Origin of the sequence: Limnobacter sp. UBA3528 (genome assembly GCF_002377005.1) — a bacterium.
Classification (GTDB): Bacteria; Pseudomonadota; Gammaproteobacteria; order Burkholderiales; family Burkholderiaceae_B; genus Limnobacter.
Genome location: NZ_DFOZ01000054.1, coordinates 34,043 through 47,985 on the forward strand (window position 1 = coordinate 34,043; position 13,943 = coordinate 47,985).

14 protein-coding genes are annotated in these 13,943 nt (G+C 50.0%); 7 read left to right on the top strand and 7 right to left on the bottom strand.

Annotated features, from left to right (window positions below):
- Positions 1–58 precede the first annotated feature (58 nt).
- Positions 59–520 carry a DUF1499 domain-containing protein gene (locus B4N58_RS14675; RefSeq protein ID WP_008247058.1) on the top strand — a complete coding sequence of 154 codons (462 nt, stop codon included), beginning with the start codon at positions 59–61 and terminating at the stop codon, positions 518–520.
- A 120-nt stretch (positions 521–640) separates the two neighbouring features.
- Positions 641–3,022: a GAF domain-containing protein gene (locus B4N58_RS14680; protein WP_291750522.1), complete on the top strand. Its 2,382-nt coding sequence runs from the start codon at positions 641–643 to the stop codon at positions 3,020–3,022.
- Positions 3,023–3,035: 13 nt separating this feature from the next.
- Here B4N58_RS14680 and B4N58_RS14685 read toward each other — a convergent pair whose 3' ends face one another.
- Positions 3,036–3,524 carry a hypothetical protein gene (locus tag B4N58_RS14685; protein WP_291750523.1) on the bottom strand — a complete coding sequence of 163 codons (489 nt, stop codon included), beginning with the start codon at positions 3,522–3,524 and terminating at the stop codon, positions 3,036–3,038.
- A gap of 245 nt (positions 3,525–3,769) precedes the next feature.
- Between B4N58_RS14685 and B4N58_RS14690 the strand changes: the two genes are divergently transcribed.
- The 4 genes from B4N58_RS14690 (at position 3,770) to B4N58_RS14705 (ending at position 8,690) form a co-directional block, all read left to right on the top strand.
- Positions 3,770–4,444, top strand: coding sequence for a response regulator transcription factor (locus tag B4N58_RS14690; RefSeq protein ID WP_291750524.1), 675 nt, complete (start codon positions 3,770–3,772; stop codon positions 4,442–4,444).
- A gap of 36 nt (positions 4,445–4,480) precedes the next feature.
- Positions 4,481–7,477: an ATP-binding protein gene (locus B4N58_RS14695; RefSeq protein WP_008247048.1), complete on the top strand. Its 2,997-nt coding sequence runs from the start codon at positions 4,481–4,483 to the stop codon at positions 7,475–7,477.
- 162 nt (positions 7,478–7,639) lie between these two features.
- Positions 7,640–8,071, top strand: coding sequence for a hypothetical protein (locus tag B4N58_RS14700; protein ID WP_291750525.1), 432 nt, complete (start codon positions 7,640–7,642; stop codon positions 8,069–8,071).
- 19 nt (positions 8,072–8,090) lie between these two features.
- Positions 8,091–8,690 carry a hypothetical protein gene (locus tag B4N58_RS14705; RefSeq protein WP_291750526.1) on the top strand — a complete coding sequence of 200 codons (600 nt, stop codon included), beginning with the start codon at positions 8,091–8,093 and terminating at the stop codon, positions 8,688–8,690.
- 6 nt (positions 8,691–8,696) lie between these two features.
- Here the strand turns inward: B4N58_RS14705 and B4N58_RS14710 are convergent, their stop codons facing one another.
- Positions 8,697–9,353, bottom strand: coding sequence for a response regulator transcription factor (locus B4N58_RS14710; protein ID WP_008247037.1), 657 nt, complete (start codon positions 9,351–9,353; stop codon positions 8,697–8,699).
- Positions 9,354–9,577: 224 nt separating this feature from the next.
- On the opposite strand from B4N58_RS14710, the gene B4N58_RS14715 reads away from it, so the two are divergent.
- Positions 9,578–9,979, top strand: a complete 402-nt coding sequence (locus B4N58_RS14715) for a hypothetical protein (protein WP_008247036.1) — start codon at positions 9,578–9,580, stop codon at positions 9,977–9,979.
- Positions 9,980–9,982: 3 nt separating this feature from the next.
- Here B4N58_RS14715 and mnmE read toward each other — a convergent pair whose 3' ends face one another.
- The 5 genes from mnmE to rpmH are packed head-to-tail and all read right to left on the bottom strand — an operon-like array spanning position 9,983 to position 13,805.
- Positions 9,983–11,362, bottom strand: coding sequence for a tRNA uridine-5-carboxymethylaminomethyl(34) synthesis GTPase MnmE (gene mnmE, locus B4N58_RS14720; RefSeq protein WP_008247035.1), 1,380 nt, complete (start codon positions 11,360–11,362; stop codon positions 9,983–9,985).
- Entirely contained in the window at positions 11,334–13,037 is a 1,704-nt protein-coding gene (yidC, locus tag B4N58_RS14725) for a membrane protein insertase YidC (protein ID WP_291750527.1), read from the bottom strand. Before yidC ends, mnmE begins: the two co-directional genes overlap by 29 nt.
- A 28-nt stretch (positions 13,038–13,065) precedes the next feature.
- The gene (yidD, locus tag B4N58_RS14730; RefSeq protein WP_306481334.1) at positions 13,066–13,371 is read right to left on the bottom strand and encodes a membrane protein insertion efficiency factor YidD; all 306 of its coding nucleotides are present in this window, start codon (positions 13,369–13,371) and stop codon (positions 13,066–13,068) included.
- Positions 13,278–13,637 (bottom strand): ribonuclease P protein component, encoded by a 360-nt coding sequence (locus tag B4N58_RS14735; protein WP_008247031.1) that lies wholly within the window; start codon positions 13,635–13,637, stop codon positions 13,278–13,280. Before B4N58_RS14735 ends, yidD begins: the two co-directional genes overlap by 94 nt.
- A 33-nt stretch (positions 13,638–13,670) precedes the next feature.
- Entirely contained in the window at positions 13,671–13,805 is a 135-nt protein-coding gene (gene rpmH / locus B4N58_RS14740; RefSeq protein ID WP_008247028.1) for a 50S ribosomal protein L34, read from the bottom strand.
- Positions 13,806–13,943 lie beyond the last annotated feature (138 nt).

Below are 13,943 nucleotides of genomic sequence, written 5' to 3' on the forward strand. Positions count from 1 at the left end.
ACTGACCGCTAAACTGGAGAAAATTTAACAATTAGTATATGACAGAAGGGGCTACTAAGTGAAAAGAGCATTGCTCAGCTTGATCGTGTTGATCACATTGGTGATCGTTGTCTTCTTTGGCTTGGGCCTGTACTCAGAAACCGGTGCGCCCCCCGGACTGGCCAATGGCCAGTTGGCCCCCTGCCCCAACAAACCCAACTGTGTAAGCAGCGAGAGCTCTCCTTCCGACGACCACGCCATCGCCGCTTTGCAGATCACGCCAGGCATGGGGGAGGAACCCCTGTTGAAAGTGAAAGAAGTCATCGAACTCTTGGGTGGCGATGTCAATTTTTCCAACGATCAATACATGGCCAGTACTTTCACGAGCGACCTTTTTGGCTTTGTCGATGATGTGGAGTTTCGCGTTGATCAAGGCAGCGGCCTGCTTCATGTTCGCTCTGCCTCGCGAGTTGGATACAGCGACCTGGACGCGAACCGCAAACGTGTAGAGCAAATGCGGGTGCTTTTAAGCACAAACTAGGGTAATTACTCACGAAACTTTCCTATTTTTTATTGGGTAGTTCAAAAGTGTGGTCCCTCGTACGGGTGACAAAGTGTAAAGTGAGTACCGAGAGGAAAAAGGGACGGAGACACTTCCACAATGAGCAGTCCAAAGGAAATCAACGAGGCGGTCAGGCTCACTGAGCTGTACCAACTCGATATTCTGGACACGGAAAAAGAAGAGTACTTTGAAGCGTTAGTGGACCTGGGCTTATCCGCGTTCAATTGCGCATTCTGCTTCATTGCGTTTGTTGATTCTGATCGACTTTGGTTCAAAGCCAAACGTGGATTCGAGGTACGGGAAGTCCCGCGCGATCTTTCCATTTGTTCTCACACCATTCAACACGATCAACCGCATGTGATCAACGACTGCCTTGAACACCCTGTGTTCAAGACCAACCCGCTGGTGCTTGGCAGCCCCTGGATTCGCGCCTACTTGGGTATCCCCATTCGCTCTGTGAACGGCAACAACATTGGCACATTCTGCCTGCTCGACAACACTGCGCGAACCTGGACCAAATCTGAAGTGACCGTTGCAATTGCCTTGGCCAAACTGGTTGAACACAGTCTTGTTGAACGTGCTCTGAAAGCCAAAGAATCAAACGAATTGAATTTCAAACAACAACAACACAACTACAACAATCAGGGTTTGGGTAGCTGGAAGAACACCGATCATGGCGGACTGATTGAATTGTCGCCCTCCATGGAGAAATGGTTGAATCTCTCACAAACCCGTGTGGTACAGGCCAACTGGTTCAACAGTTTACCGATCGATGAAGATCGTGAAATGGTCGAAAAGGCACGACTTGAACGCGATGGAAATGCCTTTGTGTACCGAGTCCGTTTGCCCAGTGGCGACATTGTGCGTTTTGAAGAACAGGTCTATGACAGCGGCAACGCAGGTGATACCCGCTTGTTTGGTTTGGTAAAAAAAATCAGCGAACCTGCTTTGGAAAATCTTCACAAAGAGGCCCCAAGCGACCCCGACGGCTTGCCACGCATGGAACCCGCTCAGGACCTGAAAAAGTTTCCCAAGTCTTTCTTGAGGGAGACAGTAAAAGGCAGGCTTGCCCTGGATCATCAAGGATTGATCACCGGCCTGGCCAACGCGGGTGACGAAGAATTCACAAAGAACAAACACAAAGAAAGTTTTATTGATTTGCTTTACGGTGAAGATCAGGAAACATTCTCGAAAATCCTAAATCAATGCCTGAAAAACAACTCACCTTCTGAGGTGTGGGCACGCCTGAACTTTCAAGATGAGAACAGTACCTGGCTGCGCATGGAGCTTTGCCCAAAAAAAGGATTCACTGCATTCAAGAAACCATCGGTGATCGCCAATTTCACGGCAATGATCAACAAGTCATCTTCCGTTCAAAAATCAATATTTGATGAAAGTCTTTTGAATTTGACCGGAACCCTGGCCAAAGTGGGTGGCTGGTATTATCACCTTGAAAGTGGATCGCTAAAAACCACTGAAATACTCCGCGAAGTACTGGGCTCCAGCAAAGACTCCCTCAATTCAATTTTCCATCTCAGCTCGATTCTCTCCAGATTGTCTGGTCGCAATATCGCGGTACTTTTTATTGAGTGCATCAACAACCGCAAACCGGCCAGTCTTGAATTTGAGGCACTTGGGCAACATGAAAAAAAGAAATGGTTTCGCATGATGATTCGCCCCTCCATCAGTGATGAGGGCGTACCCATGGGCCTTTATGGCTCGATTGTTGATATTTCCGAAACACGCCGGGTCGAGCAGGCACTGGAAAAGAACCTGCTGACCTACAACCTGATTGTCGACAACCTCACCGATGGCCTGGTTGAAATTGACTCCAGCCTGAATGTGAGCTTTGTAAACCGGAATGCAAAAACCTTGCTGCAAAAAGACAAAGAGCTGTTTGTCCACGCAATGCCCTTGAATGAACTGATTCCTGACCTCGACAAAACCCAATTTGCCGCTTTGCTGGAAACCGTAAATCAGGTGGGTTTCTCAAAATCGGTAGAACAGTTTGTAGGATTCATCAAACGCTGGATTTCACTGCGTGTGTTCAAATCGGGTACTGGCTATACCATCCTGATCAAAGACATCACCAAACGTAAAAATCAAAGCAGCGATTTGTACATGCTGAACTCGGCGATTGAACAAATCCGGGAAGTCATCATGGTGACCAACGACATTCGCAACACCAAAGATCCTTTTGGCTTGTTGTATGTGAACTCTGCTTTCGAAACATTTGTCGGCCAGGGTCGAGACAAATGGCTTGGGCGCAACCCATACCACCTGATCCATGGCCGTATTCCGACCAGACACTATCGCCAGTTACTCGTCGGTTTTCTAAGCCACCAGAAAATTCTGGTGAAAACCGAATACGAGATTAACGCGGAGAACAAAGTGCCTTGCGACATTTTGATCTCACCGTTTTTGGACACTGCACGCAACGCGCCGTGTTTTCTGATTGTATTCCGGGTATTTGAAAACTGATCTGAACTCAAACTCAAGCCAGCGTGGCCCCAAGACTTGAGTGTTGAGTGCGTGGTGCAAACACCATGGCATGAATGGTCTTGACCAGGTTGGTCATGGTTTCTGCGGTGTCTTTGCGCAAAAACCGGGCCTGCTGCATGGCGTCCGATCGATGCTCGGCAAGGCTTTCAGCAAGCTCCAGACTTTCAAGATTACAAGACATGTAAGACACTGGCACTGCGTGCACATACCTGCTGTAAAACACCAAAATGTCTTGCAAGTCGTCGTGTGCATTGTCAGGAAAGTGAAGATCGGACAGCACGGCTGCAGGCAAAGGCCGCAAGCCGCGTTCCGCTTGATCCAAGGCGGCACGAATGTCACCAAAGCGCTCGAACACAGTCAGCGAAATGGACAGGTAAGTCACCTTGGCAATTTCTTCAATGGCCTCTTCCACCACAAGCCGGTAGAACGGTGAATCTTCAGCGACCCAGACTTCCAATGGTTTTGATTCTGACTCACTCACTACATTCACCTGGCCAAACGGCATTTAGACTCAATAACGTTAGGTTAGTGGATAGCCGGGATGCCGCTATCAACACAAAGAGACCCCCCCCTATTTGAGGGAGAAATCAATTCGTACTCGCACGCTTCAAATGAAGCCATCCTCCAAATGAAGGGGCATCGCTTCGAGGGTTCACACGTAACATGATTTGAACATATCGGTAATACCGGTTTTTATTTTTGGCAAACAAATTGGGAGGTTGCCGAATGAACCCCAACGCTGTACTTTTAATTGAAGATCATCCACTGGTGTCCATGATGCTGGCCGACATGCTGACTGAGCATGCCCCAGACCTGAGTGTGCTCAAAGTGCCCACCATTCAGGCCAGCGAGCATCATATTCATGAGAATCCGCGCCTTGTCATCTTTGATCTGAACTTGCCCGACTGCGAAGGGGTGAATTCTGCCCAGCGTGTACGCGACCTGTTTCCGTTCTCACAACTGCTGGCATTTACTGGAACCACGCACGACGACATCCTTCTGGAACTGGCCGAGATGGAAATTCCTTGTGTGCGCAAATCCGCTGACTACCATGAACTGCTGGATGCGGTCATGAAGGGGCTGATGGCCACCGGCGTAAGCTGCCAGGAGGGAATGAGTGCGGACAAGATGAAGTCAAAGAACGAGTTTCAGTCCAACATCATCGCACCAGGCTCGAAAAAACCACTCACGTGGCGGCAGGTCGAAATCATGCGTCGCATTGCTGTGGGCATGACCGCGAAGGAAGCAGCCCGTGACATGAACTTGAGTCCAGAGACTGTTCGAGCCCACATGCGTGAAGTACTTGTTAGACTAGGCGCTCAAAACCGAGCCCATGCAGTGTCTATTTTCACCAAGGCAGAACGACAATCGCGGTTACTTGAAGAAGCGCAAAGTCACTGAGCCAGGGCCGAACAATTCCAATAACAAGGCTGGCCCATGAAACTGACCCTGCTGATTCGAATATTTGGTTTACTCATTCTGGTGTTCTCGGTATTCGGCATCGGTGTGAAGAGTATTTCGATTCACCAGCAAACAGTTCAGGAAGATTATTATCAGGCTTGGGCTTCCGACGAAGCCATTTTGACTCGTACACTTGCCGAGTTCGAAGCCATGCGAAAACTGGTGTTGCTGTACGCAGCCAGTCGCAACCCCGAGTACATCAACCATTACCTTGACATTGTGGGTCTGCACAACGGCAGCCGCATTTACACCACCGAAGTGGAAGCAGACTACTGGGTCGATGTCATCACTGGACAGAATAAAGATTCTGCCGTGTCGTGGGGCATTGGGCAAAACCTCAGTGAGAGGCTTTATTCACTGCGATTTATCGCGGAGAACGAGCCTGCCATTGAGCGAATACTCGACCTGCGACATCAACTTGAGAAAAATGAACTGAGCGCCTTTGCCAGTGGCATTACCCGTTTCGTTGACAAACAGGAAGGCCAATACCTGTCACCACCCGAAGTCAAAGAAACATTCGGTGTGTTGTTTGATCGCGAACACATTGAGCTGACCAACGCCTTGTCCGCGGAACTGTCCTCCTTCATTGCACGTGAAAAAAGCCGCTACCTGGGTTTAATTGATGCTTCCCGCAAAGAACTGACTTACAGCGTTTATCTGGACGTGGTGTTCACCTTGCTGTTCCTCCTGGGCTTGTTCGTAGGCTTGGTATCCATCAAGAAAAAAGTAATCGATCCGATCAATTCGCTGTACAACGCCAGTGAAGAAATCATGAAGGGCGATTACACCGTACGTGTCAATAACCGCACTGGTTCGCACGAAATCAACTTGCTGATTCGCGCATTCAACCGAATGATTCGTTCATTCCAGCGGGATTTGGAAAAAAGCGAACGCGTGAAACAAGCACTTGAAGAAGTCAGCCTGGCCAACGTCGAAAAAGAACGGGCCAAGAATGAATCAAGAATCAAGAGCTCATTCCTGGCCAATATGAGCCACGAAATTCGCACGCCCATGAATGCCATTCTCGGCATGACTGCGCTGACACTGAAGACTGATTTGAACGAGAAGCAAAAAGACTACCTCACGAAAATCCAATTGTCGGGCGACAACTTGCTTCACTTGCTCAACAGCATTCTGGACTTGTCGAAAATTGAATCGGACATGTTCAAGCTTGAACAGCGTCCTTTCCGCCTTGATGATGTGCTGGAAGAAGTATTTGGCACCTTGGGTAATTCTGCGCTGGATAAAAACATTCGCCTGCTGTACACCCTGCAAGGCAAAGGTTTGCAGTCCACCCTGAACAGGCTGGTCGGCGACTCTTTGCGCGTGGGACAAATTCTAAAAAACCTGATCGGCAATGCCATCAAGTTCACCAGCGAAGGACATATCAACCTCACCGTCAAGGTGCTCAAGCAACTCGATGATCAAGTGACCTTGCAATTCAGTGTCAGTGACACTGGCATTGGCATGAGCAAAGACCAGCTGCAACGGGTATTCGACAAATTCACCCAGGCTGACTCAAGCACCACGCGCATGTTTGGAGGCAGCGGCCTGGGCCTCAGTATTGCCAAGGAGCTAGTGCATCTCATGGAAGGTGATATCCATGCCCACTCCACACCCGGGCGCGGATCGGTGTTTTACTTCACCCTGAACCTGAAAACCCAGGAAGCGGAAGCGCCCGCGCGCAATCCGAATTTGCTGCATGGCCCGGACATTAAACGCGCCTACATTTGCTCGCTGGACCAAAAGCTGCATCGTTCAATCTCCAGCATTCTTGACCAGTTCTATGTACCTCTGGCCGCGTTGTCGGCAGAAGAACTTGTCACAGACCAACGTCCGTTTGAAGCCAAAGACATTGTGTTCATCGACAGTGACATTGCCGCGACGTCGCCCGAACTGTTGTCTTTGCTCAAAGCAAATCATCTGAACCAAAACAACAATCTGGTTTGGCTTTCCAACCGCAACGCTACCGAACTGCAACGAATTCATGGGGCAGATCCCAACAACCGCGTGTTGACCACACCCATATTGCCGGTTCATCTGATGAAACTGGCCGAGCGTCAAGTACAGCAGTCCACACCTGCCTCAATCACGAAAACGACCGCTCCGAACAAGGCGGTCCAATCCAGCGAAACACCGGTAAGTGATGCAACGCAGGCGCGTTCAGCCAAACTGTTGATCGTGGAAGATCACCCTTTGAACATGGAATTACTGCTTGATTTTCTGAGCCCGAAAAATTACCAGATTCGCTGTGCCAAAGACGGTCGCGAAGCAATTCAAATACTGAAGAACACACCGGAGCCCTTTGACCTGATGATCTCGGATCTGGAGATGCCGTTCGTAGATGGCTACCAGTTGGCCACCTGGGTTCGGGAAAATGCCGTCCATTGCGTCACACCGATCATGGCCTTGACAGCGCATGCCTTTGAACAAACCCGTGTGCGCTGCGAAGAACATGGCATTAATGATGTGCTCACCAAACCATTTCACGAGAAAAACCTGTTCGATGCCATCAAGCGCTGCCTGCGCAACAAGGAAGGTGTGTTGACCGGGTTTGAAACCCGACTTGAAGCGCCTCGCTTGCCTTTGTCAGAGCACGCCGCCACGGCCACAGAACCCGCAACAAGCCCACGCCACTCTGCGATTTTCAAGGTCGACAGCTTCGAACCCGAACGAATGGCCAAGTACTTGGGCAAGTTTTTACAAACCAGTGAAAACCTGATTGAACGCCTGGAGGATTGCGCAAAAGCCAATGACATCCAGACCTTCAAGCGAGAAATTCATTCTTTGGCCGGTGTACTGGGCATGTTGGGCACAGAGAGTGTGAAACAACAGTTCTCAAGAATGGACAAATCACTGGAAGACCCGACAGCACAAACCACGGTGATGACTGAAATCAAGGATGTGTGGCCCACCATCGTGGATGAGGCCGAGAAAATTCTGGTGTTGATTAATCGTTTCGGAAAACATTGAGCGAAGCCGTGCGCAACTAATTGTTTTAGTACACGGCATGTTTTACACTGAGTTCACAAGATTTAACAAAATAAAAAGTTCCTAGTATTTGTAGTGTCAAGAACTTAACCAAAGTAGTCAAAGTATTTTCAAGGGTTTGACGTGAAACATTTTTTGCATTCAATGATTACCAGCCTCGCGTTGTTGACGATGGTCGGAGCCCCCGGCGTGGTTCAAGCCGAAGTGGTATTGGTGGGCTCCAGCAGCATTCACTTCAATGAAATTTCGAAAACAAAACTGCGCGATCTGTACACCGGTCAAAGCCAAGCGGTAGGCGATACCGCCGTGTTGGTGATTGATCGGGATGACGCATTTGGCGAACGCAGTCGGTTTATTTCAGGCACCCTGGGTTTCACCACTGAAGAATTTCGCACCGTTCAGCGACTTCTGGAATGCATTGGCATCAGCAAAGCACCCACCGTGGCGCGCGACAGCCAGCACATGGTCGACCTTCTGGCCAACAATCCAAACGCTCTGGGCTACCTCACCCGAAAAGAGTTGCAAGGCAGTACAGCAAGGTCTAAATTAAAATTCATCAAGGTACTGGCCGAATAAACGGTCTAGAAAACAAATCATGGAAAAGCCCAGCCTAAAGTTTGAATGCAAAGGGCCTTTTGCGCGCCTGGGCCTTTTATTCGTGGCCTTGTTTCTCGCAAGCGCCAACGCCTATGCCTTTTGCGCAGGCACCTTGATCAAAGAGATCAAATCGATCGCTGCCAAACCCGAAATAATCGAGGCTGTCAAAGCGTCCAACGCACGCCAGCTTTCCAAAGAACAAGTCCTGGAACTGGACGAGAAGTGGGTCAAACTAAAAGGCCGACTGCCTGAAGCCGATCAAATCAAGAATTCGAAAGCGTCCGCTGTGTTGGCCACAGAAATGAAAATGCAAAGTTATTTCAAGGAAGCTATTTTGACCGGCAACCAGGGTGAAACAGTTGCCATGAACATTGTGACCACCGATTACTGGCAAGGCGACGAAGAAAAATTCACAGCCATTTTCGACACCAACTTGCCCTCGAGAAAACCCGACTCACACATTTCCCGAGCCCGCTGGGACGACAGCACCAAAGCCATGATTGCCCAGGTGAGCGTACCGGTGTATGACGGAGATTACATGATAGGCACATTGACAGTGGGCGTGGACCTTAAGCGAGTGCCCCACCCCAACCACTAAAGCAAATTAATCGTTCAGCTTCATTTTCACGCTGCGCTCGGCCTTCAGAAACACATTCACCGCTTGGGCCTTGTTCGATACTTCCAAGCGTTTGAAAATTTCCCGAATGTGGCCACGCACAGTTTCAGGACTCAGCCCAATTCGTTGAGCCACCATTTTTGCCGACAAACCTTCGGCTGTCATTCGCATGATTTCGACTTGGCGCCAGGTCAAAGGTTTTGCACCGGGATACGCCACAATATTGGATTGATGTTCATTGGCCGGCACACTGTCTGCAGAGCTGCCATTCAAAATACCGGACTTAAAAAGTACAGACTCGATTTCATGAGCCAAGGCCGATTGGCTGCAGGTCTTTTCCACCACCGAGTAACCTGACTGCGCGGCACGTGCTTCAATGGCCTCGCTTACAAAGCCGGTATAAATCAAGCCGCACACTTTGGGAAACATGGAATCAAGCCAGTCAATGGTTTCTTGGCCCTTGGAGTCTACTAAGGTCAAGTCGAAAATAATCAGATCAGGTTTTTCAAACAGATGTTCTCGGGCTTGAACCAGGCTTGTCGCCACATGGATTTGGGCGTGGGGGGCCATGTCTTTGCAGACGTCCTCAATTACCATCGAAATCAGCGGGTGATCTTCGAGCACCAATATTTTTTGATTTTTCATTGTTCGCAGGCTAAGTCAGGCACACAGGACCTTTGGGTCTCTTCTTCCACCCAAAGAGTACATGAATTCAGAGCAACAATTAAGTCCGCATTTTGCCTTTTTTTACAAAGGGTTCCGCATTTCGGGGGGGCATCAGAAACAAGCATCCTCATTTCACGGAATGGGCAGGAAAATTCAAGTCAGTAAGATGGACTTATACCGAATCCTTTGCGGAGCAAGCCATCATGACAATTGCACTGGTCCAACATCACCAACACGATTGTGAGCCACTTTATTTTCGCCAGTCCGAAGCCAGAGTCACCATGGAACTGGACAACGTTGCCCATGGCCTGAAACATTTTGCTCAACAATTGCGCAAAACCAGCTCGGCACAAGCATGCTTTGCATTGGTGGTTCAGCTTAAAACCTGGACACTGAATAAACCAACCCTGCAAACCCTGCTGGCCCAATATCTTGACGAAGTCGAACGCACCCAACAGGTCGTGCACCTCGATCCGGAAAGCCACCATGATTCCATTGAATCACTGTGCGAACAGTTGGTGTTTTTAAGTGCCGTGTTTGAACAGGAATCTGAATTGATCGATCAAATGGCTTTCGCCGATTCACAATTGGTGTTGTGCGACTAACACTTACTTGCCGATACAAAACCGGCTAAAAATCAAGCCCAGTAAATCATCGGGCAACATACGCCCGGTGATTTCGCCCAAAGCATCATGCGCCAAGCGCAACTCCTCGGCAAACAAGTCCAGAATTCGATCGTCCTGTTGCGCAAACTCATGCGCAGCAACCAAATGCTGACCACAGACCAACAATGCATCTACATGACGCTGCCGCGCCATGAAACCATGATCGGGCGTGTGAGCAATGCCCACTTTGGCCAGTATTGCGTCCTTCAGCTGCTCTAGCCCCTGCCCATTCTTTGCAGACACCGGCAAAACATCTTGCAGCAATTGTGGCGCCTCGGGCAGCAAATCAACCTTGTTTAAAACCGTAAGGGTCGGCAAATGCACTGGCAATTCAAGGTGCTGATGCAAGGCATCGTGGGGGCCCTGTGTTGCATCTTTCAGGATCAGCAACAAATCGGCTTCCTGAACTGACTTTCGCGTTCGCTCAATGCCGATTCGTTCTACCTCATCCACGGTTTCACGCAAACCTGCGGTATCAACCAGCACCAACGGTATGCCTCGAATATTCAGTTCTTGTTTGATTCGATCCCGCGTGGTGCCCGCAATGGCCGACACAATCGCAATTTCTTCGCCAGCCAAGGCGTTCAGCAAACTCGATTTGCCCACATTGGGCTCGCCCACCAACACAATTTGCAAGCCATCGCGAAATTTCACGCCTTCCTGCGCGGCATTCAGCAGCTGACCATGCGCATTCAAAATTCCGGCAAGCTGCCCCTTCGCATCGGCCTTCTCCAAAAACTCGATTTCCTCTTCGGGAAAATCGAGCGTGGCCTCAAGCAACAAACGCAAATGCACAATTCGGTCGGCCAGCTCATTGACCTGCCTTGAAAACACGCCGCTCAGCGAAGCCGCAGCGGCTTTGGCAGTGGCCATGGAACCGGCATCAATCAAATCAGCCACCGCTTCAGCCTGAGCCAAATCCAGTTTGTCGTTTAAAAACGCACGCTGTGTGAATTCACCTGCCATGGCATGCCGCAGCGGAATGTTCAGCTGCCGGGCAACGGCCAAGGCATGCGCCACAACGCCTTGTAACACCGCTTGACCCCCGTGGCCTTGAAACTCAAGAACATGCTCGCCCGTGAATGACGCCGGCGCATTGAACAACAAAGCAATGCCTTCATCGATGGCATGTTGATCAACATCTCGAAGCGTTAAAAGCGTTGCCATTCGGGGCTTGGGCAACTTGCCGCAAAAAGCCGCACAAAAGGCCTGGAAACTGGAGGAGGAAGGAAAAGAAAACCGCACCACCCCCACCCCGCCCTTGCCGGGCGCGGTGGCAATGGCAACGATAGGGTCACCGTGCTGTGGCTGGTGCAGACTCAATTTGACGCGTAATTACCCACTGTTGGGCAATGGACAAAATGTTGTTGACCACCCAGTACAACACCAAGCCAGCTGGGAAGAAAATAAACATGACTGAGAATACCAAAGGCATGATCATCATGATCTTGGCTTGAACGGGATCGGGCGGCGTTGGATTCAACCTGGTTTGGATGAACATGGTTACTGCCATGATCACCGGCAAAATGTAGAAGGGATCCGGCGCAGCCAGATCGGTCACCCAACCCAACCAGGGTGCATTGCGCATTTCCACACTGGCCAGCAACACCCAGTACAAAGCGATGAACACCGGGATCTGAATCAGAATCGGCATACAACCACCCAAGGGGTTGATTTTTTCGCGCTTGTACATTTCCATCATGGCGCGCTGAAAGCCCATTTTATCGTCGCCATATTGCTCTTTCAGCTTCTGCATGCGCGGGCCTACTTTGCGCATTTTTGCCATTGATTTATAACTGGCTGCCGACAAGGGGAAAAACACCAGCTTGATCAAAATGGTCAGCACCACAATGGCCCAACCCCAATTACCGATGTAACTGTGAATTTTTTCGAGCAACCAGTAAATGGGCTGGGCAATCACTGTAAGCCAACCGTAATCCACCACCAAATCCAAGCCAGGTGACAAGGCTTCCAACACGCTTTGATCTTGCGGACCCGTGTACAGCTTGGCTGTGTAAGTCGCAGTTTGCTCGGGCGCCAAAGTGCCCAGGCTGCTGACCAGGCCGATGGAATACAAGTTGGAGTCTACCTGGCGCGTGTAATTCTCACGGGGACCATCCTGACCGACAATTGCCGACACGAAGTAATGCTGAATCATGGCGAGCCAGCCAGAATCGGCAGTTTTTACATAGTCCGCACTGCGATCAGCGATGTCTTCAAAATCGATTTTCTGGTATTTCTTCTCGGGTGTATAAACAGCCGGACCAGTGAAGGTTGCGTACAGTGAAGAATCGCTTTCAAGCGGGTTACCGTCGCGGGTAATCTGCACATAGGCACTGGGTGACACGGGCTCAACACCTGTGTTGCGTGCGTTGATTACCAGATCGATGTCATAGCGATTCTTGAAAATGGTGTAGGTGGTTGTGTTTTCAATACCACCGCTTGTAGCTTTGAACACCAGCTTCAATTGGTCCTGACCTGGTGCAAATTCCGTAGAACCAGACACCAACTCAAACAAGGTACGGTGATTGGGCGCATCGGGTACACCCACCAAACCAGCTTGACCCACATAGGTTCGATTGGCTGTTTGTTCAAAAAGCTGTACTGGCAAGTCTGGATTCTCGGCAGCCGGGTGATTCAGTAATTTTGAAGTAATCAGCTGCGCACCCTGGCTTGAAAACTGCAATTCAAGTACATCGGTTTTAACAGTGATGGTTTGTGCAGCAGGTGCCGCTTCAGCAATGCTGGGGGCAATTGCATTTGGATCAGCAGGGACGTCACCAGCCGTGGGAGCCACAGCCTGAGGCAGGTCATTGGCTGCACTGGAACCGCCAGCTGACAAATTACCAGCCTTGGCAGCATCGCTTTTATCGCTGGTTTGAGCGCCTGTGCTCAACCCAAACAAGGTGGGTTTACCGATAGAAGCCTGATAGTTGTCCCAAAGCATGATGAGAGACAAGCTGAATATCATCAAGAGGACTAGCCTGCGCGTTTCCATTTAAATCCTTAATTACTAAGCTTAATGACTAAGAGTCGTGACTGGTGCGGTGCGCTTCAGGAACAGGGTCCAGACCGCCGGCATTCCAGGGGTTGCATCGACAAATGCGGCCAAAAGACAAAGCCGCGCCTTTCCATGCGCCATGAATTTTAACTGCTTCAAGGGCATATTCCGAGCAACTGGGGTAAAAACGGCAAGAAGGCGGGAAAAGGGGGCTCACAGCGAGCTGATAACCACGGATCAGTGCTGTGATGGCACGCGCCGTGAGAGATCGTTGAAAAGTTGTTGGAGTTCTGTCCACCACGCCGCTCGATCTGAATGACCTACTGCACACACTGGCTTGCTTAAGCGAACCAGAAATTTGCCTTGGTAGTTACCCAGTGCATCTTGGCAGGCATGACGGATTAAGCGTTTAAGCGTGTTTCGATCCACGGCCCGTTTGGCCAAGCGCTTGGGAATCAGTATTCCGAACTGCGGTGGGCTGTCTTCGAACAACGCGTGAAGCATCAATCGATCTGTTTTGGCCACTGGCCTGGTTTTTAACAGACCACCAAATGTTTCAGATCGAGTGATTTTTGTCGCATGCGACCCGGAACCCACCCTGTGCAATTCAGAATGTTCAAAGCGCCAGGTTTAAACGGACAAACGTGCACGACCTTTGGAGCGACGTGCGCGCAGCACGGCACGACCACCACGGGTGCGTGAACGTACCAAAAAGCCGTGTGTTCTTTGACGGCGAACTTTAGAAGGTTGATAAGTGCGTTTCATGGCAAGCCTCTGGCCCACATGGGCTTAAAATTTGGCGAAAAATAGTTTAAAACTGGTTTGGCCCTTGAGTTGGCATATTAGACGAAACCAATAAGGATCGAAGCCCACACCAAGGGAACCCGAAATTATAGAGGCAAA

Bases quoted from the DNA above. Each gene is read 5' to 3' on its own strand.
- B4N58_RS14705 (WP_291750526.1), top strand. From the start codon at position 8,091: ATGGAAAAGCCCAGCCTAAAGTTTGAATGCAAAGGGCCTTTTGCGCGC.
- rpmH (WP_008247028.1), bottom strand. From the start codon at position 13,805: ATGAAACGCACTTATCAACCTTCTAAAGTTCGCCGTCAAAGAACACAC.
- B4N58_RS14715 (WP_008247036.1), top strand. From the start codon at position 9,578: ATGACAATTGCACTGGTCCAACATCACCAACACGATTGTGAGCCACTT.
- B4N58_RS14710 (WP_008247037.1), bottom strand. From the start codon at position 9,353: ATGAAAAATCAAAAAATATTGGTGCTCGAAGATCACCCGCTGATTTCG.
- yidC (WP_291750527.1), bottom strand. From the start codon at position 13,037: ATGGAAACGCGCAGGCTAGTCCTCTTGATGATATTCAGCTTGTCTCTC.
- B4N58_RS14690 (WP_291750524.1), top strand. From the start codon at position 3,770: ATGAACCCCAACGCTGTACTTTTAATTGAAGATCATCCACTGGTGTCC.
- B4N58_RS14700 (WP_291750525.1), top strand. From the start codon at position 7,640: ATGATTACCAGCCTCGCGTTGTTGACGATGGTCGGAGCCCCCGGCGTG.
- B4N58_RS14680 (WP_291750522.1), top strand. From the start codon at position 641: ATGAGCAGTCCAAAGGAAATCAACGAGGCGGTCAGGCTCACTGAGCTG.
- B4N58_RS14695 (WP_008247048.1), top strand. From the start codon at position 4,481: ATGAAACTGACCCTGCTGATTCGAATATTTGGTTTACTCATTCTGGTG.